Raw genomic sequence first — 24996 nt, 5'->3', positions numbered from 1 at the left:
CGCCATTGCAGCGATCCCTGCGAGACAGGGCCGCGCCGTCCACGACGGGACCTTTAAGACGGGAGACGGGATGGAGATCGTCGGCGGGCGCTCGACGCCCGCCTTGCGCTATTTCGGCTTCTTGGCGGGTTCGTTCGGACGCGCCCCGCTCCAGGGGTCGTACTTTTCCTTGGGCACGGGAATGCGATCGAGCGCGGCCTTGTAGGCCTTTTCGTCGACCTTGGGCTTGTTGTCCGTCTTTTGGCCGCCCTCATTGGGCTGCCGCCGGCCACCGCCCATCTGCGCCTGCGCCGAGGCGGCCGTCAGGGCCAGCACCGCGGCCGCTATGACAAAAATCCTCATTGGTCCAATCCCCCCTCGTCCGGGGATACAAACTAGCCCGCAATTGCACATTAGCAAATGCCGGCGGACCCCCGGCTTCAGCAATTGTTGATCGGCCGGGACTTCGCTGCGTCGCATTCGTGTCTATCTGTTGGCCCGCAGGGGACCTTCAGGAATGTTACGGATTGTTGCTCATGCGGCAGTGCTCGCCGGCGCGCTCGCGCTCGGCGCTTGCGGCTTTGCCGACAGCCGCGCGCCCGTGCCCGAATTCATGCGCCTGAAGGAAGCCGAGCAGCAGCCGCCCGAACCGGCGCCCGATGTCAAGCGCGTGGTGCGCGAGCAGCTCGACGTCGTCTTTCTCACCACCTCCAATCCGCGCGAGGTGCACGTTGCCACGCCCCATCACGAGGTGAGAGGGTCGGGCTGGACCGCCTGCGTGCGTGCGCAGCTGACCTCCACGACCGGTACGTCGCTCGGTCCCCAGACCTACATCGTGACCATCGTCGGCGGAAAGGTGATCGACCGGCGGCGCGCCGAGGCCGACGACATCTGCGGATCCGAAACCTACGAGCCGATCTGACGCTTCTGTGCGGATGCGACCAGCATCCCGTTCGAACGTCGCAACCCGTGCCGGTCGTTTTCAGACATGGTCATCGGATCGGACTCGCGCTGCGACGGTTCGGCGACTAAAGCGATCCCATGTCCGACTTCGACGCACGCTATGAAGCCCTTCGCCGCCGCGACGCTGCAATGGACGGCGTCGTCTTCGTCGCGGTCAAGACCACGGGCGTCTATTGCCGTCCCGTCTGCCCGGCAAAGACGCCGCTCGCGCGCAACGTCAGATTCTATCGCAGCGCCGCCGCCGCCGAGCATGCCGGATTTCGTCCCTGCCTCAGATGCCGTCCCGAAACCGCCCCGTTCTGTCCCGCGTGGAAAGGTACCCGAACCACCGTCGAACGTGCGCTGGCCTTGATCGAGACCGGTGAGCTCGACCGCGGCGGCCTGGATGAGCTCTCCGAACGCTTGGGAATCGGCACGCGCCATCTGACGCGCCTGTTCTCCCGGCACCTCGACGCATCGCCGCTGCAAGTGGCCCTCTCGCTCCGTGTGCAACGCGCCAAGCGCCTCCTCGACGCAGGCGACCTTTCGGTCGCCGCGATTGCCGAGCGCTCCGGCTTTTCGAGCACGCGGCGGATGAGCACGGCGTTCGCACGGCTTTACGGCCGTCCACCCTCGGCATTCCGCGGCAAGAGCCCAGTGCGCAAGTCTGCAAACGGCAGAACATGACGAGGACATCACGATGGCGATCAGAACTTACGGGACAGTCGACGCCGAACAGCAGAAGCAGATGAGCGGGCTCGCCTTCGTTCAGGGCCTTGCGGCCCGAACACTGCCGCTCAACACGATCGCCCGGACACTCGGCTACGACGTGGTGGAAGCCGCGAGCGGCCGGGTCGTCATCGCGCTGGTCCCGACGGACGCCCACCTCAACCCGGCAGGCACGGTGCATGGCGGTCTCACGGCGACGCTGCTCGACAGTTGCATGGGGCTCGCGATCCAATCGACGCTCGACAAGGGGATCAGCCAGACGACACTCGAATTCAAGATTTCCCTCGTGCGGCCGATCACGCCAGAGACCGGTCCGATCATGGCCGAGGGCAAGGTGCTGAATTGCGGCCGTCGGATCGGAACGGCCGATGGGCGCGTGACGGATGCCAGAGGCCGATTGCTCGCCCATGGCACGACGACCTGCCTCATCTTCCCCTCCTGAAATCGGAAGAAAAGGGCGACGCAGTTCCGAATGCTCAACGAGCGGTTAACAGCATCGCTCGAATTGAAGCGGCGTCCCAACGGTATTTTTCCAGTCTTTGCGCTAGGCATGGACCATCCAATGCGGCTTGCACCCGCATGAACGGGGACGATGGGACGTGGTCGACATCGCGCATCAGGCAGCGATCAATCCGGCATCCGCAAGGAGTGCCGCAACGACGCGCGCCCTGGTCCCGCTGACCTCCGTCGACGCGGGCCAATGGCGCGCGCTCGCGCAGCGCGCGGTCGAGCCCAACGGCTATTACCTGCCCGGCTGGATGTTCGCCGTCAGCGCGACCGCGCGCGGCCGCACTGATGCCGCGGTATTGCCCGTTTTCGACCGGTCGTCGACACGGCTGATCGGGCTGATGCCCGTGATCTCGCTTTGGCGCGCGTGGAAAATCCCGCTGCCCGCGCTGGTCAGCGCGCATCCCTACGGCACGCTGTGCAGCCCGCTGCTCGATGAGCGCGATGCGATCGAGGCGGCAACGCGACTTCTGCAGCAAGCGCGCGAGGCTGGTGCACATGCGCTGATCCTGCGCGACGTCGCGCTCGACGGCGCGGCCATGAGGTCACTGAGCGAGGCTCTCGGGCGAGACCGCCTGAAGCCGCGCGTGCTGAGCTCCTACATTCGCGCCAGCCTCGATGCGACGCAGGATGGCGAGAGGATGCTGCGCGAGGCGCTCGGCGCCCGGAAGCTCAAGGAGCTGCGCCGCCAGCGCCACCGCCTCGAAGAACATGGGCCGGTCGTCTTCGAGATCGCGCGCAGGCCGGACGAGATCGGGCCCGCGCTCGAGACATTCCTGCAGCTCGAAGCCAGCGGCTGGAAGGGCAAGCGCGGCACCGCACTGGCCCAGGATGCGGGCGATGCGGCGTTCATCCGCCGCGCCGTGCTCGCGCTGGCCGAGACCGCGCAATGCGAGATCGTCACGCTGCGGGCCGGCACGTCGCCGGTCGCCGCCGGCATCGTGCTGCGGCACCAGGACCGCGCCTTCTTCTTCAAGCTCGGCATCGACGAGCACTTCGCCAAATGCTCACCGGGCGTGCAGCTCACGCTCGAGCTCACCCGGCATCTCTGTGGCGATCCGGCCATCACGAGCGCTGATTCCACCGCGAGTGCCGACCACCCCATGATCAACCCGATCTGGCGGGGACGCTTCGCGATCGGCGACGTGCTGATCCCGCTGCGGCGGCACGATCCGGTCGTGGCCCTGATTCACGCGGCGCTGGCCGGCCGCAACGCCGCGTATGAAGCCGCGCGGCGCGTGGTCCGCCGCCTGCGCAAATAGGCAGCGCTATTCCGCCGCCTGCGCGTTGATCTCCTCCGACACCTGGCGGATGGCGCGCGCGAGCAGGTTCGGATCCTGCGCGCCGGAGACGGCGTATTTCTGCGCGAAGACATATGTCGGCACGCCCGAGATGCCCTTCTCCGCGGCCTCCTGCGCATCCGCCGAGACGCGCGCGACGTCCTCGTCGGAGGCGAGGCGCCTGCGCACCTCGTCGGCGTCGAGGCCGACATCGGCTGCGGCCTGCACCAGCACGTTCACGTCGGTGAGATCGCCGCCGTCGCGGAAATAGAGCTCCATCAGGCGCTGCTTCATCTCGGGCGCCTTGCCGACCGCATCGGCCCAGAGGATCAGGCGATGGCAGTCAATCGTGTTCGGCTGACGCGCCACCAACTCGGGCCGGTAGACCAGCCCCTCCTCGCTCGCGGCGGCGACGACGCGGCCGGCGATTCCCTTATAGGCTTCGACCGAGCCGAATTTGGTGGTGAGATAATCCTCGCGGCTGATGCCCTCGCGCGGGACCCAGGGATTGAGGAAGAAGGGCCGGAAATTGAGCCGGACGGGAACATCCGGAACGAGCGCGAGCGCGCTCTCGATCCGGTGCTTGCCGATGTAGCACCAGGGGCACACCACGTCGGAGACGACGTCGATCTGGAGCGGTTTCAGCGTGCTCATGAGCGCCTCCTTCGGGCGGTGCGAGGTGGCCCGAAGATAAGCCGAACCCGGCCCGAGGCAAGGGCGCTAGCCGAGATTTGCCGCCATCAGCCGCAGCCGCTCCGCGGTCCGCTCGTCGGCCGGGAAGAACGTCTCCAGCGCCAGCTCCGACAGGGTGATGTCGACCGGCGTGCCGAACACCATGGTGGTCGAGAAGAAACTGAGGACCTCCCCGTCATGGCGCAGCTTGAAGGGGATCGCGACATTGTCGCTGCCAAGCGGCGCCGAGCGCGCCGGAATGGGATAGCTCTTGAGGTCGTTGTAGAGCTTGATGAGCTCCGGATCGGCCGTCGCCTCGCATTGCCGGTGCAGGCGCTCCAGCAGATGGCCGCACCACTCGGCGAGATTGACCGTGCGCGCGGCCAGCGCTTCCGGGTGGAAGGCGAGCCGCAGCACGTTGAAGGGCTGGCCCAGGAGCCGCTCCGGGATGCCGTCGAGCAGCGGCGCCACCATGCGGTTGGCCGAGACCAGATTCCAGTGCCGGTCATAGGCCAGCGCCGGATTGGGTTCGTGGGCCCTGAGGACGAGATCGATGGCCTGGCGCGCTGATTTCAAGGCGGGGTCCTCCAGCGGACGCTGCGGAAAGGCCGGCGCATAGCCGGCTGCGACCAGCAGCACATTGCGCTCCCGCAACGGCACGTCGAGACGTTCGGCCAGCCTCAGCACCATGTCGCGCGACGGCGCGGCGCGTCCGGTCTCGACGAAGCTCAGATGCCGCGCGGAGATTTCCGCTTCGCCCGCCAGATCGAGCTGGCTCATGCGGCGGCGCTGCCGCCATTCGCGCAAATGGTCGCCGATATGGACCGGCTGGCTGCGTTCGGCCTGCGCCGTGGATGCATGTGCGTTCATGGCCAAAAACCTATCACGCACGTTTCTGAGCTTCCATTACCCTCGAGGTAATCGAATTGCCCCGCAGGCGCGCGCATCTTCGGTCGCAACGGAGATGACCATGTTCGCGCTGCTGCTCTACCGGACCATCGCGGATCGCCTGCTGCCCTGGGCCGTAACGTTGGCGACCCGGCTGCTCGCACGCAGTCTCAACGTGCCCGAACCGCTGGTGCACTCGACCGGCGACTACGTCGTCGCGCAAGTCGCAGCCTTCGAGCACGGCGTCGGCAGAAGCCTCTGCCCGCTCCGCCTCGCCCGCCTGCTCCGCGCCTGGTGGCGCGGACTGCACTGAAGCTTGTCCCCAACCCCACCGCAACCAAGGAGACCATGATGATAGACGCATCCACCTTCCTGCGCCGCGCGCTCTGGGCCGACACGGTCTTCAGCGGCATCTCCGCGCTCGGCCTCGCCTTCGGTGCCAGCGCGTTCGCGACGCTGTTCAACCTGCCCGAAGCGCTGCTGCGCGAGACCGGCCTGTTCCTGATCGCCTATGCCGCGCTGGTCGGCTGGCTCGCCTCGCGTGCCTCGGTGGCCAGGCCGCTCGTGCTGCTGGTGGTCATCGGCAACGCAGCCTGGACCGTCGGCAGCATCGCATTGCTGCTCTCGGGCGCGGTTTCACCCAATCTCGCAGGCGAACTCATGGTCGTCGCGCAGGCGATCGCCACCGGCGTGTTCGCGGAGCTGCAATATGTGGGACTGCGGAGAAGCGGGAGTGTGGTCTCGGCGTGAGGCCCGGTCCCAGGCTCCATGACGGCCGATCGTCGCCCGGTCTCGCCGGGCGACACGGCATTGCCCAAACAATCGAGCGATACGACGGACCGCGGCAGCGCGGGACGTCGATGTCAGGCCGGAGCCTCATGAAAACGAAGGCTGGAGGTCTCGGCTAGGCCCGCGCGCGGCCCGGCTTGGCAACGGCATGGCCGTTGAGCTTCTTCTTTTTGGTGCCCTTGCCGGGAGCCTTCGCGCCCGCCTTCTGCGCCTTGCGCTCGGTGCGCGCCTTCACCTTGGCGCGGTCGGCCCGCGCCTCGGCGCGCAGCTTCTTGCGCTTGTTCTCGCAGGAGACGCATTTGCAGCCGATCGGCTTCAGATAGGCTTTGAAGTAATCGGTGCCGTAATCGTAGTTGATCTCGTCGCCCGGCTCGATGTTCCTGATGGCGCGGATGAAGACCTTGCGCTCGCGCGGCCGAACGTCGGACTCGGCGTTGGGACGGCAGGAATGGTTGATGTAGCGCGCGAGATTCTTGCGCACCGAGCCGTCGATGGTCCAGCGGCCGTTGAGCTCGAACAGGTATTTGTTCTCGATCTCGTCCTGCGCGGGAATCCGCGAGTCCAGGATCGGCCCGAAATAACGGATGATCCGCGTCCCCTTCTTGATCGGTTTGGTTGCGAAGAGGCCAAGTCCGGTCTTGGAGCGGCCGACGCGGTAAGATTTGTTCGAAGCGATGGCTGGCATGATCTGGAGAAGAGATGACGCGAACGAGGCGGGAAGCGCCCAGCGAAGCCGTCCTTCTAGAACGATTCCGCGTCCCTGTCAGGTGCCTCCGGGCCCGGTTCGAACCTTGCCCACAGTGAACACGCCGGATGGAACGGGTTCCGCCGCATGAAGGTTTCATGATGCCGGATATAGCGCCCCTTCGCGCGCCCCTGTTCGTGGACATCGGCCGCGATCGCGCCGTCGCCCAATAGCTAGGCAGCACATCACGCTGCCAAGATGCTGACGCGTCAGGTCTGAACGCCCAGCGCGCTCGACGGCAGCGTCACGTGGGTCTGTGCGGGCGGAGAAAGGTTGAGATGATCGGCATCATCTGCCGCGCCGTCGCGCTGGCGACAATGCGGCGAGGCCTGATCGCCAAGACGTGATCGCCATGGCTTCTTCGCGAGAGCTCGATTGCTAACGCTTGGCCTTGAGATGTTGATAGCGCGCCAGCAGGCGCTTTCCCTTCGCGGCGATGCGCCGGGCCGCCGCAACCGTCTTCGGCACCGGCTCGCCCCATGCATGCGCGGACAGAGCATGCCGGGTCGGTTGTCCCTTGGCATCGACCAGCGGCGGCAAGGCCTCGCGACCGTAGAAGCGCACCGCCCAGCTACCCTTCCGCCGCATCTCCTGCGGCGTCATCTCCGACTCTGTCTTGGTAACACCCGGCCGCAGATGGGCGCCCTGCTTGCGCGCAAAGGCTTTCCTGCCCGCCGCGGTCAGGCCGCCCTGCGGATCCTTTTCACGCGCGGCAGCGCTGCGCTTGCGCGAGGACTTGGCCGTCTTGCGCTTGCGTGTCGTCTTGGCCGACTTCTTCGCTTTCGACGATCTGGCCTTCGACGATTTCGCGTTCGATGTTTTCTTCGTTTTCTTCGCTGCCATGCGCATGTTGTCCACGAGATTGGGATAGCTGCGGCCGGCCCGCCGGGCACGCGCCTTCGCCGCCGACTTCTGCGCGGAGGAGAGATGTTTGGACGCCTTGCCCGCGCGCTTGCGCGGGTTGGCGCGTTTCCAGGGCGGGCGCGATGTTCTTGCCATGCGGCGTCAACGCCTGATGCCGGCAAGGGTTGCTTGCGCCCCGACCGATCACGATCCCGGCGGTTTCCCGGTCATGGGCGACGTCAGCATGGCTTCGAGAAGTTGCTCGGCGGTCGTGCCCTTGGGCGTCCGCTCCAGGATGTCCGTCAGCCGTCCATCGAGCAGCAGCATGGTGAAACCGTGCACCATCGACCAAGCGCGCGCGATGGCGGCGCCCTGGTTCAGCGTCAGCGCATCGCCGCTGATCTGCTCCTGCCGCATCGCGCCGACGGCATTGGCAAGCCCGGCGAAGGACGCTTCCGCGGCCTCGTGCAGCGAGGGCCTGGAATAGTCGAGGCGCTCGGTGCGGAACATCAGGCCGTACATGCCGGGGTGGGCCTCGGCGTAGGCGACATAGGCCTTCGGCCGCGCCAGCGCCCGCCCGAGCGGCGTGGTGGCGGTGTCGCACGCCGACGCCATCGCCGCGTTGAACTGGCGGAAGCCGATCGCCGCAAGCTCGCTGACGAGCCCGGCCAGGTCGCCGAAATGATGCGTCGGCGCGGCATGCGACACCCCCGCCTCGCGCGCCACCGCGCGCAGGGTGAGGCCGGCGAGGCCGTCGCGCTCCAGCACGCGTTCGGCGGCCTCGAGCAGCGCCTCGCGCAAGGCGCCATGGTGGTAGGGCGCATCGGTCTTCGCGCTCGCCGGGCGGCGCGCGGCACGCGCCGTGGACGCCGACGATGGTTTTCTCGCGGGGCGCGCCCCGCGCGCTGGTTCGGTCTTGGCCATGGGACAAGCTATATGACGCAATTTTTACAGTGTAAAGATTTCGCTTGACCGGGCGCGTGCCCGGCCCTATGTCATCTTTACGATGTAAAGATAAATGGAGGATGTGCCGTGCAGCAGGACGCCGCCAATGAGCGCCGCAACAATCTCGGACCGATCCCGTTCGAGGCCGATGCCCCCTTCCTCAAGATCGTCGGCGAATTGCCGCGCGAGCTGAACGGCACGCTCTATCGCAACGGTCCCAATCCGCAGTTCGAGGCGCCCGGCGCGCACTGGTTCGTCGGCGACGGCATGCTGCACGCCTTTCATCTCGAGAACGGACGCGCCAGCTACCGCAACCGCTGGGTCCGCACCCCGAAATGGCTCGCCGAGCACGATGCCGGCCGCGCCCTGTTCGGCGGGTTCGGCCGCAAGCTGCCGGATACGCCGGCGAACCTGACAGACGGCGGCGTCGCCAACACCAACATCATCTTCCACGCCGGCAAGCTGCTGGCGCTGGAGGAGGCGCATCTGCCGACGGAGATCGAGCCGGGGACGCTCGCAACGCGCGGCTATCAGAACTATCAGGGCCGCATCGCCGGCAGCTTCACGGCGCATCCGAAGATTGATCCCGTCACCGGCGAACTGGTGTTCTTCGGCTACAATGCCGCAGGACCGCTGACGCCCGCCCTCTCCTACGGATCAATCGACGCGTCCGGCAAGGCGACGCGTTTCGAGCGCTTCGAGGCGCCCTATGCCAGCATGGTGCACGACTTCATCGTCACCGAGAACCACGTGCTGTTCCCGATCCTGCCGATAACCGGCAGCATGGAACGCGCCATCAGCGGACGGCCGCCCTATGCCTGGGAGCCCGAGAAAGGCGCCTATGTCGGCGTGATGAAACGCAGCGGCACGTCGGGGGACATCGTCTGGTTCCGCGCCGAGGCCTGCTACGTCTTCCACGTCATGAACGCCTGGGAGGACGGCGAGCGCATCATCGCCGACGTCATGCAGTTCGAGGAGGCGCCGCTGTTTCCGCATCCCGACGGGCGGCCGACGGGTCCGGAGAAATCGCGCGCCCGCCACTGCCGCTGGACGTTCGATCTGTCCGGCAATACCGACCGCTTTCAGCAGACCTATCTCGACGACCTCACCGGCGAATTCCCGCGCATCGACGACCGCCGCGCCGGGCTGAAGAGCCGCCACGGCTGGTACGCCTGCGCCAATCCGAAGCTGCCGATGTTCGGCGCTCTGTCCGGCATCGTGCATGTCGACGGCACCGGCCGGCGGCTCGGTCAATATCTGCTGCCCGCGGGCGACACCATTTCGGAGCCGGTCTTCGTCGAGCGCGCGAAGGATGCCGCCGAGGGCGACGGCTGGCTGCTGGCGGTGGTCTGGCGCGCTCGGGACAATCGCAGCGACCTCGCGGTGTTCAACGCCACCGACATCGAGGCCGGCCCCGCGGCGCTGGTGCAGCTCGGCCACCGCGTGCCTGACGGCTTTCACGGCAATTGGGTGGGAGCGCAATAGCTCCCTCCATCATCATCCAAGCGGAACGCGGCGACGCGTTCGAAGCTTTTTTCGCCACCGTCATTCGGCACGGCGGATTCCGGGTTCCCGCTTCGGACGTCGCGGGGGCGACCGGCCAGAGAGAAGCACCCTCCTCACATCATTTTGACAGCGTAAAGATTACCCTTGAACCTTTCCCGCGCTTCCGCTACTCATCTTTACAACGTAAAGATAAGGCCTGACCGAGGCGGCCCATGACGATTTTCCTGATCCTTGCGCCCTACGGCATCTACACCTTCCTCCTGCTGGTGACCTCGCCCGCCGTGAGCGTGTTCGCGGCGGCATTTGCCTGCCTTGCGACCATCGCGATCGACGTCGCACAGGGACGCTCGGTCAAGATCCTGGCGGCCGGCTCCACGATCCTGTTCGCCATGATCGGCATCACCCTCCTCTTCGTCGATCCGCAGTTCAGCACGCTCGCCGTCAAGCTCTCGGTCGATGCCGGCGTCTTCGCCATCTCGCTGGGCTCGATGCTGCTGCGCAGGCCGTTCACGCTGCAATATGGAATCGAATCCGTACCGGCGGAGATCGCCGCGATGCCCGGCTTCCTGCAGGCCAACTACATCATCACGGCGGCCTGGACCGCGGCGGCGCTGCTGATGATGGTCTCCAACCTCGTCCTGCTCTACGTTCCCGGCCTGCCGCTCTGGTCAAGTCTCGCGGTCGCCTTTGCCGCGCGCAACAGCGCGATCTACTTCACGAAATGGTATCCCGAGCATTGCCGGACCAAGTACGCTCAATCGCCGCACGCACTGTCTCAACCGCAATGATCAGGACAGACGATGAAAAACGTATTTGCTCGCCTCGCCTCTGATTTCCTGTCGACCATCGTCTTCCTGGTCGTCTATGTCGCCACCGACAATGTGATCCTGGCGACCTCCGTGGCGATTGCGGGAGCGATCGCACAAGTGGTCTACGCCCGCGTCAAGGGCATGTCGCTCGGCTACATGACGTATGCCTCGCTCGCGCTCGTCATCGTGCTGGGCACGGCGACGATCCTCACGCAGGATCCGCGCTTCGTGCTGGCCAAGCCCTCGATCGCGCATTTCGCGATCGGCGCGATCATGCTCAAGCGCGGCTGGATGCTGCGCTACATGCCGCCGCGCGTCACCGAGATCATTCCGGAATACGTCACGGTTGCCGGCTACGCCTGGGCCGCCCTGATGTTCGCGCTCGGCGCCGGCACCATCGCGGTCGCCATGACCGGCGACCTCAAATTGTGGGCCTTCTACGTTTCCGTCGTCGCGGTCGGCGCCAAGATCGCGGCCTTCGCCCTGCAATACCTGATCTTCCGTGTCATCATCACCAGCCGCCTGCGCGCCGCCGCCCGCGCCTAAATGCCCTGATCGGCCCGTTAGGCAGCCGCTGCAAGTTGCGCTATACGCTCGACCCAGGACTGGCTGCGGATCGTCGTGGCCCGCCAGGTTTTGTTCGGGAGACGCGAATGGCCGTGGACGGTAACTGGAATCTGACCATGACGACGCCCATGGGCGAACGCCAGGCAACACTGACCCTGCTGAGCTCCGGCGGCACGCTGACGGGAACGCAGGGCGCCGAGGGGAATTCCGCCGAGATCTTCGACGGCACCATCAGCGGCGACGCCGTCAACTGGAAGGTCTCGATCACCAACCCGATGCCGCTGACGCTCGAGTTCATCGGAAAGGTGTCGGGCGACAGCATGAGCGGCGAGATGGGCATCGGCCCGATGGGCAGCTTCCCCTTCACGGGCGTGCGGGCGTAAACGCCGCGCTTGTGGCACGATGATTTAGGGCGCGGTGAAGCTGCCGCGTCGTCGTGGCCGGGCTCGTCCCGGCCACATGCGTTTCCCGCCGTGCCAATCACGCAAATGCCCGGGACAAGCCCGGGCATGACGTTCTTCTGGCGGCGCTCGCATGATCGCGCCCGCGCAAGCGCGGGGCGAAGACCTAGCCCAGGTTCAACTCCTTGAAGAAGTCGTTGCCCTTGTCGTCGATGATGATGAAGGCGGGGAAGTCGACGACCTCGATGCGCCAGATCGCCTCCATGCCGAGCTCGGGATATTCGAGCACCTCGACCTTCTTGATGCAGTGCTCGGCGAGGTTCGCCGCCGCGCCGCCGATCGAGCCGAGATAGAAGCCGCCATATTTCTTGCAGGCCTCGCGCACGGCCGGCGCGCGATTGCCCTTCGCCACCATCACCATCGAGCCTCCGGCCGCCTGGAACTGGTCGACGAAGGAATCCATGCGGCCCGCCGTGGTCGGACCGAATGCGCCGGAGGCGTAGCCCTCGGGCGTCTTGGCGGGGCCGGCGTAGTAGACCGGGTGGTTCTTGAAATAGTCCGGCAGCGGCTCGCCCTTCTCCAGTCGCTCGCGCAGCTTGGCATGCGCGGAGTCGCGCGCGACGATCATCGTGCCGGTCATCGAGACCCGGGTCTTGATCGGATATTTCGCGAACGTCGCTAGGATGTCCTTCATCGGCTGGTTGAGGTCGATCTTGACGACCTCGCCGCCGAGCGACTGCTCGACCTGCGGCAGATACTGCGCCGGATTGTGCTCGAGCTCCTCGAGATAAACGCCGTCCCTGGTGATCTTGCCGAGCACCTGGCGGTCGGCCGAGCAGGACACGCCGAGCCCGATCGGGAGCGAGGCGCCGTGACGCGGCATGCGGATCACGCGCACGTCGTGGCAGAAATACTTGCCGCCGAACTGCGCGCCGACACCGAGCGACTGCGTCATCTTGTGGATTTCCTTCTCCATCTCGACGTCGCGGAAGGCGTTGCCGTCGGGCGAGCCTTGGGTCGGCAGCGCATCGAGATAGCGGGCGGAGGCGAGCTTGACGGTCTTCATGCAGAGCTCGGCCGAGGTGCCGCCGATCACGATCGCGAGGTGATAGGGCGGGCACGCCGCGGTGCCGAGCGTGAGGATCTTTTCCTTCAGGAAGGCTAGCAGCCGGTCCTTGGTCAGCACCGAGGGCGTCGCCTGGAACAGGAAGCTCTTGTTGGCGGAGCCGCCGCCCTTCGCCATGAACATGAACTTGTAGGCGTCGTCGCCCTCGGCGTAGATCTCGCACTGCGCCGGCATGTTGTTGGCAGTGTTCTTCTCCTCGTACATCGACAGTGGCGCGACCTGCGAGTAGCGCAAATTGCGGCGCAAATAGGCATCGCGCGCGCCTTCCGACAGCGCCGCCTCGTCGTCACCATCGGTGATGACGTTGCAGCCCTTCTTGCCCATGATGATCGCGGTGCCGGTGTCCTGGCACATCGGCAGCACGCCGCCGGCCGCGATGTTGGCGTTCTTCAGGAAGTCCAGCGCGACGAACTTGTCGTTCGGGCTCGCCTCGCCGTCCTCCAGGATGGCGCGGAGCTGCTTCAGGTGGCCCGGACGCAGATAGTGGTTTATGTCGCCAAAGGCAGCCTCCGACAGCGCCCGCAGTGCCTCGCGCGACACCACCAGCATGTCTTTGCCGAGGACCTTCTCGACCCGGACGCCCTCCGACGTGATCTTCTTGTAGGGGGTCTCGTCCTTGCCCAGCGGGAACAGCGGGGTGTGCTTGTAGGGGGGAACAGGCTTGGACTGGTCGGGGAAGGCGGTGGGAGCGTTCATGGGGGTGATCTCGGGTTCTGGAGCCCTCGCGCGGGCCCCTAGCATAGAAGCGTTCTAAGCATTTTTGCCACAAAGGGAAGGCGCTCTGGCGCGGTCGGGGCATCCCGATTCGGGCGCCCGGGCGGCCATTTTCCGGTGGCCGGAGGCGGAGACTGTGCCCGGTATGGCGGGGCTGTCCTCTTGCACTTGGCGCGCGCCGACGATTGAATGGGTGTTCTGAGGGGCTTTTCATCATGATTTTCAAACCAGACCTCCGCGGCGCGATCCTGGTCGCCGCCGCAATCACCGGCCTTGTCACCCTCGCCTCGCCCGCACGCGCGGATCAGTGCGACGACATCGCAAAACAGCTCGCGAGCGGGATCGACAAGCTGAAGGTCAACTTCAAGGCCGCCAACATCATCTACCTCACGCACCCGGCGGCGAAGGAGCTGTCGCTCGGCTGCCGCGCGCAGGGACAGACCTATTCCAACGAGCTCTACGCCAAGGGCGACCGCAAGCCGGCGCCGCAGTTCTACGATCTCGTCGCGTCCGCGGCCGCGATCATCTTCACGGTGCCGAAGGACGACACCGCGAAAGGCGCCACGCGCTGCCTGAAGCGCATGGGCCTCTTGCGCGGCGACAAGGTGTCGATGCGCTTCAAGCGCCTCAACATGGAATGCACCCGCACCAAGACCGACGCCGCGATCGCGATCACGCGGCAGAAGGACGAATAGACCGGCCCCTCTTCTCTCGTGCTCCGGACACGTAGCGCACGCATCGCGGCGCGGCGTGGCGTGGCGTATCACCTGCTTCGACATCGCGAGCTTAGCGAAGCAATACAGACGGGCTCCGCGTGGGGACCCCGATTGCTTCGCTGCGCTCGCCATGACGAGGAGAAAGCCGTCGTCCCGAGCGCCTCGTCGAGGGGCCCCGAAAAGCACCCTCGCATCGCGCCAGATCCCTCGCATTTTAGCGATTGCCTTGACGGAAGTTTCGTTCCTCGGAGGTCAGGGTCGATTGTTTCAATCTGTGAGGATTTGTGGATGAGCGTTTCCAACGTCGCGCCGCCGCCAATCGCGATCGTGGTGCCGAGCTACGACACGACCAAGCAGCAGGACGATCAAGCCAAGACCAACGACAGCGATCCCACCCATCAGCCGACGCCGCCGGCGCCGCTGCCGCCGGGACAGGGCACGCGGATCGATCAGCTCGCCTGATCGGTCCTGCCTCGCGTGAAGCGCCCGATCCGGTCGATCGGGCCTTTGGCGCGTGCGGCCGTAACTTCGCCGGATAGCGCATCCAGCATCGCGCGGGACTGCCCGGAGAACCCGCGCATGATCGCACGGCTGCTGTTGCAGAACACGATCTTCGCCCTCGCGATGGGCGCGCTGCTGTTCGCGTCCGCGGGCACGTTGCACTGGCCCTCGGCCTGGGTGTTCGTGGTCACCTCCATCCTGCTCGGCCCGATCTGCGGCTGGTGGCTCTACCGGATGGATCCGGCGTTGCTGGCCGAGCGTCTGCGGCCGGTCCTTCAGAAAGACCAGCCTGCTGCCGACAAGGTCTTCATGAGCGCGTTCATCGTGGTGATCCTGGCCTGGCTCATCGCGATGGGACTGGACCGGCGCCATCTCGCCTCCGGCGTGCCGGTCGCGCTGCAGGCGCTCGGCTTTGCGCTATTCCTGGTCTCGACGCTGTTCACGATGCTGGTGTTTCGCGAGAACTCGTTCGCCGCGCCCGTAGTGAAGCTGCAGGCCGATCGCGCGCAGCGCGTCATCTCGACCGGACCTTACGCCCGCGTCCGCCATCCCATGTACAGCGCCATGATCCTGTTCTTCGCCGGCATCCCGCTGCTGCTGGGCTCCTGGTGGGGACTGGCGATGGCGCCGCTGCTCCTCGCCCTGCTCACGGTCCGCATCCGCATCGAGGAGCGCACGCTGCGCGATGGCCTGCCGGGCTACGCCGACTATGCGGCACGAGTGCGCTATCGGCTGCTGCCGGGCGTCTGGTAGGCCCGCGCCGATCGCCGACGTCGTCTCGCGGCCTCGCTGGAAAAGCACATCCCTCCTCCGATCAGCCGACGCAGCCGCCGCACAAGCCGGGTAGAGAGGCCGCTCCTCCACGACGGGAGACGCGATGATGTTCTGCAAGCCGCCCTGCCCAGACGAGCATGATGCTTCTCCCGCTCCCGCACACTCGGACGACGTCTCCGGTGCCGCGCATGAGCGCCCGGCCGGGAGCCATCACGGCTTCGGGCGATCGATCGCGCCCGAAACGGCCGGTCCGGAACGGCGGCTGCCGCCAGCCTCCGTCCGGACCGGCTAGAGATCGAGTTCGCGGTAGCGACGGAAGATGCCCTGCTCGTTGAAGGCGATGCGGCGCTCGCTGGCGAGATAGGCCTTGATCTTCGGCCGCGCGGCGATGCGGTCGTGCAGATCGACCAGGCCGGGAACATCGCCCTCGAACGCCTTCATGCGTTTGGGAAACGCATAGCGCAGCCCGTCGACGATCTGGAACAGCGAGAGATCGACATAGGTCAGCCTGCGGCCGGTGACATAGGCGCCGCCATTGTCGTCCAGCAGTTGCTCGAAATAGCCGAGATATTTCGGCACGCGCTCGCTCCAGAATTCAGCGGTGCGCTTCTTCGCCGCCGCTTTCTGGTCCTCGTAGTAGAGCGAGGGGCCGAGTGGGTGATGGGTGTCGTGGATTTCCAGCACGAGATCGGTGATCGTGAGCTGGAGCTGATGCACCCAGAGTTTGCCGGCTTCCGTCTTCGGCGCGAGCCCGTGGCGGCTGCCGAGATAGAGCAGGATGTTGGCGGTCTGGCCGATGACGAGCTTGCCGGCCTTGAGGAACGGCGGCGCGAACGATGGGGTGCCGTCATGCGCGTCCATCATCTTCATCATCGCGCTGGTGCCGCGCGGGCCGCGCGCGACGTCGACATAGGCGGCGCCGGCCTCCTCGAGCGCCAACCGCACATATTCGCCGCGGCCCTGGATCTCGGGCCAGTAATACAGCTCGTATTTCATGGGAGCGGTCCGTCAGCGTGGGAGCTTCGGACCAATGTAGCATGGGAGGCAAGGTTCCGTCAGGACGGGATGGAACGGCGGCGCCACGACTGCGCTCGCCATGACGTTGGAAACAGCAAGCCCTCAAAGCAAAAGGGCGCCGTGCCGAAGCACGACGCCCTCTTGGTCAATTCGTTCGCGATCAGTTGGTCTGCTGGATCGCCGACAGTTCCCAGGCGCCGCCCGGCCGGCGGGCGAACGTCCAGACCTCGGTCGCCTCGCCCGGCTGCTCGCTGCCGGCGACGAGAGCGCCGGTGTTGCGGTCGACCGTCTTGTCGGTGAGCGCGAAGCGCAGCGCCACCGTCGCGTAATCGGTGTCGCCCTCGCGCCAGGCTTCCGCCAGATCGCCCTGCAGGAGCTTCACGTTGGTGACCTTGTTGACGACGTTGCGCGCACGGTTGTCGGCGAGGTCCTTCTCGAAATAGGAGACCATTTCCGGCGTCGCGAAAGTGTGCAGCTTCGCCACGTCCTCGTTCGACCACGCAGCCTGGATGTCGCCGAGCAGCCGCTCGAACGCCTCGTAGTCGGCCGGCTGGATCTCGAGCGGCGCATTGTTGGCACCGAAGCCGAAACCGCCGAGCCCGCTGCGGAAGTTGGTCTGCGGTCCCGGACCGACGCCACCACCACCCGTGCTCGCGCCCGCATAAGCGGCCTGCGGCGTGTGCCGGCGCTGCCACCACGACATCGCGAGCCGCACCACGAGGAAGACCAGCGCGATCTGGAGCACCAGGCCGATGATCGACGACAAGCCGCCGAGACCGCCGAACAGGCCGCCACCGAACAGCATGCCGAGCAGACCGGCACCGAGGAAGCCGGCCGCGAGGCCACCGAGGAAGCCACCGCCGCGACCGAACAGGCCACCGCGCGCCGGCGCGGTCGCCGCCGAATTCATGCCCGCACCCGGCTGGGTGTAGCTGCGGTTGAACTGCGAGGTCGAACCCGGCGCGGTCGTGGTCGACGGCGGCGCCGAATAGGTCCGCGAGCCGCGCGAGCCGGACGACATGCCACCGCCGACGCGCGCATCGGCGGACGAGATCGCGAGCGCGGTCGGCAGCGCGAGCGCCAGCACGACGGCAATCGTCTTGAAGAGACTGCGGCACGATTGCGAGAAATTCATGTGTCTATCCCAAATCCCCGGCATGGGGACGCGCTCCTAAGATGGGCAGCCTTCTCGAAAAGTGAAGCCGGTTTCGCAACCGACGGCTGCGGCCCTCAGTCGCGGGGATGTGGCAAAAGCCCATATTTGCCGGGGATTTGACGGGGTTTTGACGGATTGCGCGAGGGAACTGCGGCTACCGGTTACCGGCAATTTTGATCTGCGGAATTCGGCTTCTTGTCGTCACTGCCAGCCGACGGTTCGCTCAAGGCGCCGCCCGACGACAGACTTTGCGAAGCAATCCGGATTTCCGTTCCCGGCGAATAGTCTGGACTGCGTCGCTGCGCTCGCAATGACGGGGAATGCGAAGCGCGCGCGCTGTTCACCCCGCCTTCGCCATCGTCTCCTTCACCGCCGCCACGAGCTGGCTGAGGGTGAACGGCTTCGGCAGGAAGTCGAACTGCTGGCCTTCCGGCAGGCTCTTCTCGAAAGCGTCTTCGGCGTAACCTGAGACGAAGATGAACTTGATGTCCGGATTCTTCTCGCGCATCGCCTTCAGGAGCGTCGGGCCGTCCATCTCCGGCATCACGACATCGGAGACGACGAGATCGATTCCGCCGCTCTGCTCTTCCAGGACCTCCATCGCCTCGACGCCGTTCTCGGCCTCGACCACGGTGTAGCCGCGCGAGCGCAAGCCGCGTGCGTTCAGCGCGCGCAGGCCTTCTTCGTCCTCGACCAGCAGGATGGTGCCCTGCCCCGTGAGATCGGTCCGCGGCTTGGCCTCCGCCGCGGGTGCGGCATCCTTCGCCGCGACGGCTGTTGCGCCGCTCGCGACCGCCGGCTGCTCGACCTGCACCTCCGGCTCGGCATGGTGGCGCGGCAGGAAGATGTGGAACGAGGTGCCCTGGCCCGGCTCGGAATCGACATAGATGAAGCCGCCGGTCTGCTTGACGATGCCGTAGACGGTGGAGAGCCCGAGGCCGGTGCCCTTGCCGACCTCCTTGGTGGAGAAGAACGGCTCGAAAATCTTGTCGCGAATGTCGGCGGGAATGCCGGTGCCGGTGTCGGCGACCTCGATCCGCACATAATCCGCCGCCGGCATGCCCTTGTAGGCGAGCTTGCCCGCATCGTCGGTCGTGACGTTGGCGGTGCGGATGATCAGCTTGCCGCCGTCGGGCATGGCATCGCGCGCGTTCACCGCGAGGTTGACGATCACCTGCTCGAACTGGGAGACGTCGACCTTGACCGGCCAAAGGTCGCGGCCATGGATGAGGTCGAGCTTGACCTTCTCGCCGATCAGCCGACGCAGCAGCATGGTGAGATCGGACAGGGCGTCGCCGAGATCGAGCACCTGCGGCCGCAGCGTCTGCCGCCGCGAGAACGCCAGCAGCTGCCGCACCAGCGTCGCGGCGCGGGTGGCGTTCTGCTTGATCTGCATGATGTCCTGGAACGACGGATCGGTCGGCTTGTGCGCGTTCAGCAGGAAATCGTTCGCCATCATGATGGCGGAGAGCACGTTGTTGAAGTCGTGGGCGATGCCGCCGGCGAGCTGGCCGACGGTTTCCATCTTCTGCGACTGGTTGATCTGGTTTTCCAGCGCGCGCCGCTCGGTGGTCTCGAGCATGTGGACGATCGCGGCTTCGGTATCGTGCTCGGCCTCGTCGACCGGCGTGACGAAGAACTGTCCCCAGCGCTCCTTGGCGCCTTCCAGCGCGACCTCGACCGGCGCGATGTCGGCCTGGCCTTCGGCGGCCTGGTTGATCGCCGCGATCAGGAGGTGACGATCGCGCGAATTGACCGCGCGGAAGATCGACTTGCTGGCGCTGTCGAGCCCGAGGCCCTGCCCGAGCTTGGCATAGCGCGCGTTGGCGCGCACGACGTTGCCGCCGCGGTCGACGGTGGCGATCGCCATCGGCGTATGGTCGAAGAAGCGCATGAAGCGCACTTCGGCGGCGCGGTCGGGATCGCTGCGTTCGTCGCGAGCCCGGCTGATGACGAGCGTGCGCGACGGCCCCGGCGCGCCGTCGGCCCCGAAGGCGAGCTTGTGATAGAGCCGCACCGGCATGGTCTTGCCGGTGCGCATGCGCAGGTCGATGTCGAAGACCTCGGTCTTCACCTCGCCCGGCACCGCCACGATCGAGGTGAGCAGCGAGGCACCGTCCCCGGACACGATGTCGGTCAGCTTCAACCCGCCCGAACCGATCTCGGCCAGGTCGTAATCGAGCCAGTTCGCCAGCGTCGCGTTGACATAAGCGAGCTCCCCGACCGGATTGACCGAGAAGAAGCCGCAAGGCGCGTGATCGAGATATTCGATCGCGTGCTGGAGCTCCTGGAACACGTCCTCCTGGCGCTCGCGGTCGCGGGTGATGTCGGCGATCGACCACACCGCGTATTTCGCCTCCCGCCTGCCGGTACCGAGCGGGCGGACCCGCATGCGTAGCCAGCGGCCATGACTGCCGTCATGGCCGGAGATGCGCACCTCTTCCTGCTGCCGCTTGCCCTCGCGCGCCGCCTTGAGCAGGCGGAAGACGGCCTCGGAGACGTCGGGATTGCCGATGAAGACGCGCTCCACGGGGCGCACGTCCTGCGGACCGGTCGCCCCGGTCAGCGTCAGATAGGCGGCGTTGGAATAGACCACATGTCCGCGCGGATCGGTCACCGCGAGCCCGTCGAAGGCGTGGTCGGCGATGCGCCCCATCACTGGGTCGTCGAGCGTGCGGTCGACGAAGCGGATGATGCCGGCCGCGAAGGCGAACAGGCTGAACAGTCCGACCATCGCCAGCACGGCCAGGATGCCGAGAATATAGGGCTGGGCCTGCGCGCGCCCGAGCGTCATCAGCCCCACCGCCACGGCCACGAGAGCGGCGGCCACCAGCAGCACCAGCGCGATGCTGCCCGAGCGCGGCGACGGCTCTTGCCCCGCAACGGGCTCGCGTGTCAGGTCGTGGTCGGTCTCGGCGGTCATCTCAAGCTGGCGCAGCCTGTCGGCAGAAAACGGACGCGCAACCGCGCGCAATGGCCCTTCCCTGCCTGAATCGGACCCGCAGGCGCAAGGGCGGCAACGGCCAAACGTACGCTGATTCCCAGTTTACAGCCATTTCCCGTACTTTTCGGGGGTTTTATCCCCTCCCGGCGCCAAATCCGCGCTTCAGCCGCATGACGTAGCCGATGACTTCGGCAACCGCGTGGTAGTGCTCCATGGGGATTTCCTGGTCGATGTCCACGGTGGCGTAGAGCGCCCGGGCCAGCGGCACGTTCTCGACGATGGGGATGTCGTGCTCGCGCGCGATCTCCCTGATCTTGAAGGCGAGATTGTCGACGCCCTTGGCGACGCAGATCGGCGCCGACATGCCGCGCTCGTAGGACAGCGCCACCGAATAGTGGGTCGGGTTGGTGATGATCACGGAGGCCTTGGGAACCGCGGCCATCATGCGCTTCTTGGCCCGCTGCTGCCGCAACTGCCTGATCTTGCCCTTGATGTGCGGGTCGCCTTCGGACTGCTTGAACTCTTCCTTAATCTCCTGGAGCGACATCTTCTGCCGCTGGAACCAGCTTCGATACTGGAAGAAATAGTCGGCGATGGCGACGACCGCGAGCGCCGCCACGACCGCACCGAGCAGGCGGATGGTCAGGCTCGTGGAGACGCCCAGCATCGCCGACGGATCGAGCTTGACCATCGCCTCCATACGGTGGCGTTCCGGCCACAGGATGGCGGTCATGACCGCGCCGAGCGCGATCAGCTTGCCGAGCCCCTTGAGGAAATTCGCCGCCGCCTGCTTGCCGAAGATCCGCTTGAAGCCGGCCGCGGGCGACAGCTTGCTGAATTTGGGCTTGAGGGATTCGGCCGACCACACCAGGCGGTGCTGCAGCATGTTGCCGGCAATGGCGGCGAGGACCAGCATCAGCAGCGGCACGCCGACCGCCGCGAGCACCGCAAGCTCGATCTGCTGCATCAGCGCGAGCAGGTTGCCGCCGTCGGTCTTGATCATCCAGGAATTGGCGAGCAGGTTGCGCATCGGCGCCAGCAGCCCGCTGCCGACCGAGCCCGAGAAGGTCGAGACCACGAGCGTGCCGCCCGCGATCATGAACCAGGTATTGATCTCCTGGCTCTTGGCGACGTCGCCGCGTTCGAGCGCGTCGTCGAGACGTTTTTGTGTCGGGTCTTCTGTTTGACTTTCCGGATCCTTGTCTTCCGCCATCGGTCACCCCGTCACTTCAGCGGCATCATCTGGTGCATGACACCGATGAAGTAGTCGAGGAACGTGCCCATCAGCGCCGCGATGACCACGCCGAGCACGAGGAAGCCGGCGAAGATCGACAGCGGCACACCGACGAAATAGACCTGCATCTGCGGCATCAGCCGTGCCAGCACCCCGAGGCCGATGTTGAAGACGAGGCCGAACACCAGGAACGGGCCGGAGAGCTGCAGGCCGAGACGGAAGGCCGCGGCAAAGGCCCGCGTCGCCAGCGAGGCGACGTCCCCGCTCGATACGGTCTCGCCGGGCGAGAAGATCGCGTAGCTGTCGTTCAGCGCCGCGATCACCAGATGATGGCTGTCGGTGGCGAACAGAAGCGTCACGCCGAGCATGGTCAGGAAATTGCCGACCAGCACGCCCTGCTGTCCCTGCGTCGGATCCACCGAGGTGACGAAGCCCAGTCCCATCTGCTGCGCGATCACCGCGCCGGCCACCTGCAGCGCCGCGAGCGTCACCCGCGCGGTCGCGCCCAGCACGATGCCGATCACGATCTCATGCAGCATCAACACCAGCAGGGAGGCGATCGAGCCCATGTCGACCTGGTAGGCGTTGCGATGCAGGGGCAGGATGATCAGCGTGAGCAGCAGCGCGATCGACAGCTTCACCCGCGTCGGAATGTTGGTCTCGCCCAGCCCCGGCAGCAGCATCACCATCGCGCCGACCCGGGCGAAGGCGAGCATGAAGGCCGCGGCGAGCGCCGGCAGCAGCGAGACGTCGATGCGCATGACCGGCGCATTGTGCCTCAGCCGCCGATGATTCGCGACGATATCCGCAGCATGTGGGCGTGGAGCTGGTCGGCCATGAACGGCAGCGCCAGCAGCATCGTGGCGAAGATGGCCAGGATCTTCGGCACGTAGATCAGTGTCTGCTCCTGGATCTGCGTCAGCGCCTGGAACAGCGACACGACCACGCCGACCACGAGGCCGACCACCATCAGCGGCGACGACACGATCACGATGGTCCAGATCGCATCCCGCGCGACGTCGAGGGTTTCGGGTCCGGTCATTGCAGAATTCCTCTCTTCACGTCTTGCCTTCCCACCGCCATTCCAGGCGATACGAAGACCTGTCCCCTCGTCGGCGCCGAGATCAGATCGACATCTTCATGATGTCTTCATACGACTGGATCACGCGGTCGCGGACCGAGACCAGGGTGGATACCGCGACATCGGTTTCGGCAACCGCGGTGACGACGTCCATCACGTTGGCCTTGCCGGCCGCCATCGCCACGGTCTGTGCGTCCGACTTGCGGCCCGATTCCATGACGCTGCCGACGGCGTCCTTGAGCAGCGCGGCGAAGGATTGGCCGTTCGGCTCGCTGCCCTTGCTCGTGCCGCTGTTCTCCAGCACGCGGGCAAGGCTCGCATAGGCGTTGGCTGCGATTGACGGTGATGCCATGGCTCAGGTGTCCTTGTCCTGCTCAGGTCTTGAGGATGTCGAGCGTGCGCTGGATCATCCGGCGCGTCGCACTGATGATGTTCAGATTGGCCTCGTACGACCGCTGCGCGTCGCGCATGTCGGTCATTTCGACCACCGAATTCACGTTGGGATATTTGACGTTGCCGCTCGCATCCGCCGCCGGATTGTTCGGCTCGTATTTGACGCGGAAATTGGACTGGTCCGGCTTGATCTTGCCGAGCGTCACGACCTGCGCGTCGAGGGTGCGGTCGAGCGCGGAGGAAAAGGTCGGCACCTTGCGGCGGTAGGGATCGCCGCCGGCCGTCTGCGCCGTGGAATCCGCGTTCGCGATGTTTTCGGAGATCACCCGCATGCGCCCGGCCTGCGCGCGCAGGCCGGAGGTCGCGATCGACATCGAACGGGCAAAGTCGCTGGAATCATTCGCCATGATGCGTCTCCTCCAGCCTCTAGCCCTTGCCGATCGCGGTCTTGAGCAGATGCAGGCTCTTCGAATAGAGCGAGGTCGCCGCCGCATAATCCATCTGGTTGCTGGCGGACTTCATCATCTCCTCCTCGAGATTGACCGCGTTGCCCGCCGGACGGGTCTCGAAGCCCGCATTCTTGTTCTGGTCGAAGCCCGACGCCGCGCCGGACGGGGCGATGTGGGATGAGCTGGTGCGGGCGAGGACCAGGGGGCCCGTCGAACCGGCGACCGCGCCAGTCTTGTCGAACTTCGGCTCGACCAGATCGCGCGGCCGGAAATTGGGCGTATCGGAATTGGAGACGTTTTCGGACAGGACGCGCTGACGTTCCTGGTGCCATTGCATCTTGGTGCGAAGCGCCGACAGCACCGGAAGATCGTTGATGGACATCGTTGCGGCTCCTTCCGCCTCTCGAACCGGGGGTCCGAAGTAGGCAGAATTTGCCGTGTGTATGGTTAACAGGTGGTTAAGAAAGCCGTCGGCGCTTGTCTCCCGGCGGCACAGTTGATCCCGCGCCCCGTGATTCTACGCGCTCAAAAGCCGCGTTAACCCAACCGCTTGGCGGCGCGCGCGCGGATCAAGAAGTCATTTTGGATCGGGCGATTCATAGGTTATTAAGAGTTGGGGGCGGCAAAGCTTGCCGCGGGTCGTTAAGAAATCGCAGTTTTTTGGGGCATCGCACGCCAGTGGTCGGCCGAACTGACCACAGGTGGGACGCAAAGAGCGCCATTTACCGGGGACAGGTATGCAAGGCAGCCCGATAACCTTCATCGTCGCGTTCATCGTCGTTCTGGCGTTGATCGGCGTCGCCGCATGGCTGGTTCGGCGATTCGCCAACAGCCGGCTCGGCGCCAACACCCAGCGCGGCAGGATGCCCCGGCTCGCCGTGATCGACGCCGCCGCGGTCGACGGACGCCGTCGCCTGGTGCTGGTCCGGCGCGACAATGTCGAGCATCTCCTGATGATCGGCGGGCCGACCGACATCGTCGTCGAGCCGAACATCGTGCGTGCCGCGTCCGGCCGCGATCAGCTCCCGCAGCGGTCCAACGCGGCCGAGCCGCCGCGTCTCGCCCCCATGCCGGACACCAGCGGCTGGGCCGACGAAGCCCCCCGGCCCGAATTGCTCGATCATCCCGAACCGCAGATGCCGGAGCCTCCGCTCCGCCCCGCACGCCCCTCTTTCGTCGACGAGGTGCGCCGGCCCGCGCCCGCTCTGGCGGAGCGCCGCAATGATGCCCTCGCCGGCTTCACGCCGGAGCCGATCGCGCCGCGTCCCGAGCGCGAACAGCGGCCCGAG

General features: G+C 66.0%; 30 protein-coding genes. 14 read left to right on the top strand and 16 right to left on the bottom strand.

The genetic code is table 11. The features are described 5' to 3' along the window. Positions 1-108 precede the first annotated feature (108 nt). Positions 109-342 (bottom strand): hypothetical protein, encoded by a 234-nt coding sequence (locus QM712_RS24890; RefSeq protein ID WP_415025797.1) that lies wholly within the window; start codon positions 340-342, stop codon positions 109-111. A 154-nt stretch (positions 343-496) separates the two neighbouring features. Between QM712_RS24890 and QM712_RS24885 the strand changes: the two genes are divergently transcribed. The 4 genes from QM712_RS24885 (at position 497) to QM712_RS24870 (ending at position 3419) form a co-directional block, all read left to right on the top strand. After that, positions 497-901: a hypothetical protein gene (locus tag QM712_RS24885; RefSeq protein ID WP_415025796.1), complete on the top strand. Its 405-nt coding sequence runs from the start codon at positions 497-499 to the stop codon at positions 899-901. Positions 902-1020: 119 nt separating this feature from the next. Further along, the gene (locus QM712_RS24880) at positions 1021-1608 is read left to right on the top strand and encodes a bifunctional transcriptional activator/DNA repair enzyme AdaA (protein ID WP_415025795.1); all 588 of its coding nucleotides are present in this window, start codon (positions 1021-1023) and stop codon (positions 1606-1608) included. Positions 1609-1621: 13 nt separating this feature from the next. Further along, the gene (locus tag QM712_RS24875) at positions 1622-2092 is read left to right on the top strand and encodes a PaaI family thioesterase (protein ID WP_415025794.1); all 471 of its coding nucleotides are present in this window, start codon (positions 1622-1624) and stop codon (positions 2090-2092) included. A 157-nt stretch (positions 2093-2249) separates the two neighbouring features. Continuing rightward, positions 2250-3419, top strand: a complete 1170-nt coding sequence (locus QM712_RS24870; RefSeq protein ID WP_415025793.1) for a GNAT family N-acetyltransferase — start codon at positions 2250-2252, stop codon at positions 3417-3419. A 6-nt stretch (positions 3420-3425) separates the two neighbouring features. Here QM712_RS24870 and QM712_RS24865 read toward each other — a convergent pair whose 3' ends face one another. Both QM712_RS24865 and QM712_RS24860 read right to left on the bottom strand, forming a co-directional pair. Continuing rightward, on the bottom strand, positions 3426-4091 hold the full coding sequence (locus QM712_RS24865; protein ID WP_415025792.1) for a DsbA family oxidoreductase: 666 nt from the start codon (positions 4089-4091) through the stop codon (positions 3426-3428). A 66-nt stretch (positions 4092-4157) separates the two neighbouring features. Beyond that, positions 4158-4979, bottom strand: coding sequence for a helix-turn-helix domain-containing protein (locus tag QM712_RS24860; RefSeq protein WP_415025791.1), 822 nt, complete (start codon positions 4977-4979; stop codon positions 4158-4160). Positions 4980-5079: 100 nt separating this feature from the next. Between QM712_RS24860 and QM712_RS24855 the strand changes: the two genes are divergently transcribed. Both QM712_RS24855 and QM712_RS24850 read left to right on the top strand, forming a co-directional pair. Continuing rightward, positions 5080-5310, top strand: a complete 231-nt coding sequence (locus QM712_RS24855; protein WP_415025790.1) for a hypothetical protein — start codon at positions 5080-5082, stop codon at positions 5308-5310. 38 nt (positions 5311-5348) lie between these two features. Next, positions 5349-5747, top strand: a complete 399-nt coding sequence (locus tag QM712_RS24850; protein WP_415025789.1) for a hypothetical protein — start codon at positions 5349-5351, stop codon at positions 5745-5747. A gap of 154 nt (positions 5748-5901) precedes the next feature. Here QM712_RS24850 and QM712_RS24845 read toward each other — a convergent pair whose 3' ends face one another. From QM712_RS24845 to QM712_RS24835, 3 genes are all read right to left on the bottom strand, one after another. Next, entirely contained in the window at positions 5902-6471 is a 570-nt protein-coding gene (locus QM712_RS24845; RefSeq protein ID WP_415025788.1) for an SET domain-containing protein, read from the bottom strand. A gap of 438 nt (positions 6472-6909) precedes the next feature. Further along, the gene (locus tag QM712_RS24840) at positions 6910-7530 is read right to left on the bottom strand and encodes a DUF6321 domain-containing protein (protein WP_415025787.1); all 621 of its coding nucleotides are present in this window, start codon (positions 7528-7530) and stop codon (positions 6910-6912) included. Between the two features lie 48 nt (positions 7531-7578). Next, positions 7579-8298, bottom strand: coding sequence for a TetR/AcrR family transcriptional regulator (locus QM712_RS24835; protein ID WP_415025786.1), 720 nt, complete (start codon positions 8296-8298; stop codon positions 7579-7581). Positions 8299-8406: 108 nt separating this feature from the next. Between QM712_RS24835 and QM712_RS24830 the strand changes: the two genes are divergently transcribed. The 4 genes from QM712_RS24830 to QM712_RS24815 all read left to right on the top strand — a co-directional run bounded on the left by QM712_RS24830 (position 8407) and on the right by QM712_RS24815 (position 11584). Further along, on the top strand, positions 8407-9804 hold the full coding sequence (locus QM712_RS24830) for a carotenoid oxygenase family protein (RefSeq protein ID WP_415025785.1): 1398 nt from the start codon (positions 8407-8409) through the stop codon (positions 9802-9804). Between the two features lie 233 nt (positions 9805-10037). Beyond that, positions 10038-10613, top strand: coding sequence for a hypothetical protein (locus tag QM712_RS24825; RefSeq protein WP_415025784.1), 576 nt, complete (start codon positions 10038-10040; stop codon positions 10611-10613). Positions 10614-10625: 12 nt separating this feature from the next. After that, a complete protein-coding gene (locus QM712_RS24820) occupies positions 10626-11180 on the top strand; it encodes an inner membrane-spanning protein YciB (RefSeq protein ID WP_415025783.1) in 555 nt (184 codons plus the stop codon). A 107-nt stretch (positions 11181-11287) separates the two neighbouring features. Beyond that, complete coding sequence (locus tag QM712_RS24815; protein WP_415025782.1) at positions 11288-11584, top strand: hypothetical protein; 297 nt, start codon at positions 11288-11290, stop codon at positions 11582-11584. A gap of 184 nt (positions 11585-11768) precedes the next feature. On the opposite strand, the gene QM712_RS24810 is transcribed toward QM712_RS24815, so the two are convergent. Then, positions 11769-13424 (bottom strand): fumarate hydratase, encoded by a 1656-nt coding sequence (locus QM712_RS24810; protein WP_415025781.1) that lies wholly within the window; start codon positions 13422-13424, stop codon positions 11769-11771. A 233-nt stretch (positions 13425-13657) separates the two neighbouring features. On the opposite strand from QM712_RS24810, the gene QM712_RS24805 reads away from it, so the two are divergent. The 3 genes from QM712_RS24805 (at position 13658) to QM712_RS24795 (ending at position 15412) form a co-directional block, all read left to right on the top strand. After that, positions 13658-14137 carry a hypothetical protein gene (locus QM712_RS24805; RefSeq protein ID WP_415025780.1) on the top strand — a complete coding sequence of 160 codons (480 nt, stop codon included), beginning with the start codon at positions 13658-13660 and terminating at the stop codon, positions 14135-14137. Between the two features lie 309 nt (positions 14138-14446). Beyond that, a complete protein-coding gene (locus tag QM712_RS24800) occupies positions 14447-14620 on the top strand; it encodes a hypothetical protein (RefSeq protein WP_415025779.1) in 174 nt (57 codons plus the stop codon). Positions 14621-14737: 117 nt separating this feature from the next. Further along, a complete protein-coding gene (locus tag QM712_RS24795) occupies positions 14738-15412 on the top strand; it encodes a methyltransferase family protein (RefSeq protein ID WP_415025778.1) in 675 nt (224 codons plus the stop codon). Between the two features lie 309 nt (positions 15413-15721). Here QM712_RS24795 and QM712_RS24790 read toward each other — a convergent pair whose 3' ends face one another. From QM712_RS24790 to flgB, 9 genes are all read right to left on the bottom strand, one after another. Further along, positions 15722-16429, bottom strand: coding sequence for a glutathione S-transferase (locus tag QM712_RS24790; protein WP_415025777.1), 708 nt, complete (start codon positions 16427-16429; stop codon positions 15722-15724). Between the two features lie 181 nt (positions 16430-16610). Beyond that, entirely contained in the window at positions 16611-17609 is a 999-nt protein-coding gene (locus QM712_RS24785) for a Tim44 domain-containing protein (protein ID WP_415025776.1), read from the bottom strand. A gap of 337 nt (positions 17610-17946) precedes the next feature. Next, on the bottom strand, positions 17947-20529 hold the full coding sequence (gene cckA / locus QM712_RS24780; protein WP_415025775.1) for a cell cycle histidine kinase CckA: 2583 nt from the start codon (positions 20527-20529) through the stop codon (positions 17947-17949). 154 nt (positions 20530-20683) lie between these two features. Continuing rightward, positions 20684-21763 (bottom strand): flagellar biosynthesis protein FlhB, encoded by a 1080-nt coding sequence (gene flhB / locus QM712_RS24775; RefSeq protein WP_415025774.1) that lies wholly within the window; start codon positions 21761-21763, stop codon positions 20684-20686. Between the two features lie 11 nt (positions 21764-21774). After that, positions 21775-22545: a flagellar biosynthetic protein FliR gene (gene fliR / locus QM712_RS24770; RefSeq protein WP_415025773.1), complete on the bottom strand. Its 771-nt coding sequence runs from the start codon at positions 22543-22545 to the stop codon at positions 21775-21777. A gap of 17 nt (positions 22546-22562) precedes the next feature. Continuing rightward, positions 22563-22826 carry a flagellar biosynthesis protein FliQ gene (gene fliQ, locus QM712_RS24765; protein WP_415025772.1) on the bottom strand — a complete coding sequence of 88 codons (264 nt, stop codon included), beginning with the start codon at positions 22824-22826 and terminating at the stop codon, positions 22563-22565. Between the two features lie 82 nt (positions 22827-22908). Then, the gene (gene fliE, locus QM712_RS24760) at positions 22909-23217 is read right to left on the bottom strand and encodes a flagellar hook-basal body complex protein FliE (RefSeq protein WP_415025771.1); all 309 of its coding nucleotides are present in this window, start codon (positions 23215-23217) and stop codon (positions 22909-22911) included. A gap of 22 nt (positions 23218-23239) precedes the next feature. Then, positions 23240-23665 carry a flagellar basal body rod protein FlgC gene (flgC, locus tag QM712_RS24755; protein ID WP_415025770.1) on the bottom strand — a complete coding sequence of 142 codons (426 nt, stop codon included), beginning with the start codon at positions 23663-23665 and terminating at the stop codon, positions 23240-23242. Between the two features lie 19 nt (positions 23666-23684). Then, positions 23685-24089: a flagellar basal body rod protein FlgB gene (gene flgB / locus QM712_RS24750; protein ID WP_415025769.1), complete on the bottom strand. Its 405-nt coding sequence runs from the start codon at positions 24087-24089 to the stop codon at positions 23685-23687. 355 nt (positions 24090-24444) lie between these two features. Between flgB and QM712_RS24745 the strand changes: the two genes are divergently transcribed. Next, the coding region (locus QM712_RS24745) for a flagellar biosynthetic protein FliO (protein WP_415025768.1) at positions 24445-24996 on the top strand (552 nt) is incomplete at its 3' end.

The sequence above is a fragment of the Bradyrhizobium sp. genome, assembly GCF_047605465.1.
Taxonomy (GTDB): Bacteria; Pseudomonadota; Alphaproteobacteria; order Rhizobiales; family Xanthobacteraceae; genus Bradyrhizobium.
This window is presented reverse-complemented; position numbering and strand designations above follow the sequence as displayed.

What these genes read in the sequence shown, in the direction of transcription:
- QM712_RS24890 (WP_415025797.1), bottom strand. Translation starts at nt 342, where the DNA reads ATGAGGATTTTTGTCATAGCGGCCGCGGTGCTGGCCCTGACGGCCGCC.
- QM712_RS24885 (WP_415025796.1), top strand. Translation starts at nt 497, where the DNA reads ATGTTACGGATTGTTGCTCATGCGGCAGTGCTCGCCGGCGCGCTCGCG.
- QM712_RS24880 (WP_415025795.1), top strand. Translation starts at nt 1,021, where the DNA reads ATGTCCGACTTCGACGCACGCTATGAAGCCCTTCGCCGCCGCGACGCT.
- QM712_RS24875 (WP_415025794.1), top strand. Translation starts at nt 1,622, where the DNA reads ATGGCGATCAGAACTTACGGGACAGTCGACGCCGAACAGCAGAAGCAG.
- QM712_RS24865 (WP_415025792.1), bottom strand. Translation starts at nt 4,091, where the DNA reads ATGAGCACGCTGAAACCGCTCCAGATCGACGTCGTCTCCGACGTGGTG.
- QM712_RS24860 (WP_415025791.1), bottom strand. Translation starts at nt 4,979, where the DNA reads ATGAACGCACATGCATCCACGGCGCAGGCCGAACGCAGCCAGCCGGTC.
- QM712_RS24855 (WP_415025790.1), top strand. Translation starts at nt 5,080, where the DNA reads ATGTTCGCGCTGCTGCTCTACCGGACCATCGCGGATCGCCTGCTGCCC.
- QM712_RS24850 (WP_415025789.1), top strand. Translation starts at nt 5,349, where the DNA reads ATGATAGACGCATCCACCTTCCTGCGCCGCGCGCTCTGGGCCGACACG.
- QM712_RS24845 (WP_415025788.1), bottom strand. Translation starts at nt 6,471, where the DNA reads ATGCCAGCCATCGCTTCGAACAAATCTTACCGCGTCGGCCGCTCCAAG.
- QM712_RS24840 (WP_415025787.1), bottom strand. Translation starts at nt 7,530, where the DNA reads ATGGCAAGAACATCGCGCCCGCCCTGGAAACGCGCCAACCCGCGCAAG.
- QM712_RS24835 (WP_415025786.1), bottom strand. Translation starts at nt 8,298, where the DNA reads ATGGCCAAGACCGAACCAGCGCGCGGGGCGCGCCCCGCGAGAAAACCA.
- QM712_RS24825 (WP_415025784.1), top strand. Translation starts at nt 10,038, where the DNA reads ATGACGATTTTCCTGATCCTTGCGCCCTACGGCATCTACACCTTCCTC.
- QM712_RS24820 (WP_415025783.1), top strand. Translation starts at nt 10,626, where the DNA reads ATGAAAAACGTATTTGCTCGCCTCGCCTCTGATTTCCTGTCGACCATC.
- QM712_RS24815 (WP_415025782.1), top strand. Translation starts at nt 11,288, where the DNA reads ATGGCCGTGGACGGTAACTGGAATCTGACCATGACGACGCCCATGGGC.
- QM712_RS24810 (WP_415025781.1), bottom strand. Translation starts at nt 13,424, where the DNA reads ATGAACGCTCCCACCGCCTTCCCCGACCAGTCCAAGCCTGTTCCCCCC.
- QM712_RS24805 (WP_415025780.1), top strand. Translation starts at nt 13,658, where the DNA reads ATGATTTTCAAACCAGACCTCCGCGGCGCGATCCTGGTCGCCGCCGCA.
- QM712_RS24800 (WP_415025779.1), top strand. Translation starts at nt 14,447, where the DNA reads ATGAGCGTTTCCAACGTCGCGCCGCCGCCAATCGCGATCGTGGTGCCG.
- QM712_RS24795 (WP_415025778.1), top strand. Translation starts at nt 14,738, where the DNA reads ATGATCGCACGGCTGCTGTTGCAGAACACGATCTTCGCCCTCGCGATG.
- QM712_RS24790 (WP_415025777.1), bottom strand. Translation starts at nt 16,429, where the DNA reads ATGAAATACGAGCTGTATTACTGGCCCGAGATCCAGGGCCGCGGCGAA.
- QM712_RS24785 (WP_415025776.1), bottom strand. Translation starts at nt 17,609, where the DNA reads ATGCCGGGGATTTGGGATAGACACATGAATTTCTCGCAATCGTGCCGC.
- cckA (WP_415025775.1), bottom strand. Translation starts at nt 20,529, where the DNA reads ATGACCGCCGAGACCGACCACGACCTGACACGCGAGCCCGTTGCGGGG.
- flhB (WP_415025774.1), bottom strand. Translation starts at nt 21,763, where the DNA reads ATGGCGGAAGACAAGGATCCGGAAAGTCAAACAGAAGACCCGACACAA.
- fliR (WP_415025773.1), bottom strand. Translation starts at nt 22,545, where the DNA reads ATGCGCATCGACGTCTCGCTGCTGCCGGCGCTCGCCGCGGCCTTCATG.
- fliQ (WP_415025772.1), bottom strand. Translation starts at nt 22,826, where the DNA reads ATGACCGGACCCGAAACCCTCGACGTCGCGCGGGATGCGATCTGGACC.
- fliE (WP_415025771.1), bottom strand. Translation starts at nt 23,217, where the DNA reads ATGGCATCACCGTCAATCGCAGCCAACGCCTATGCGAGCCTTGCCCGC.
- flgC (WP_415025770.1), bottom strand. Translation starts at nt 23,665, where the DNA reads ATGGCGAATGATTCCAGCGACTTTGCCCGTTCGATGTCGATCGCGACC.
- flgB (WP_415025769.1), bottom strand. Translation starts at nt 24,089, where the DNA reads ATGTCCATCAACGATCTTCCGGTGCTGTCGGCGCTTCGCACCAAGATG.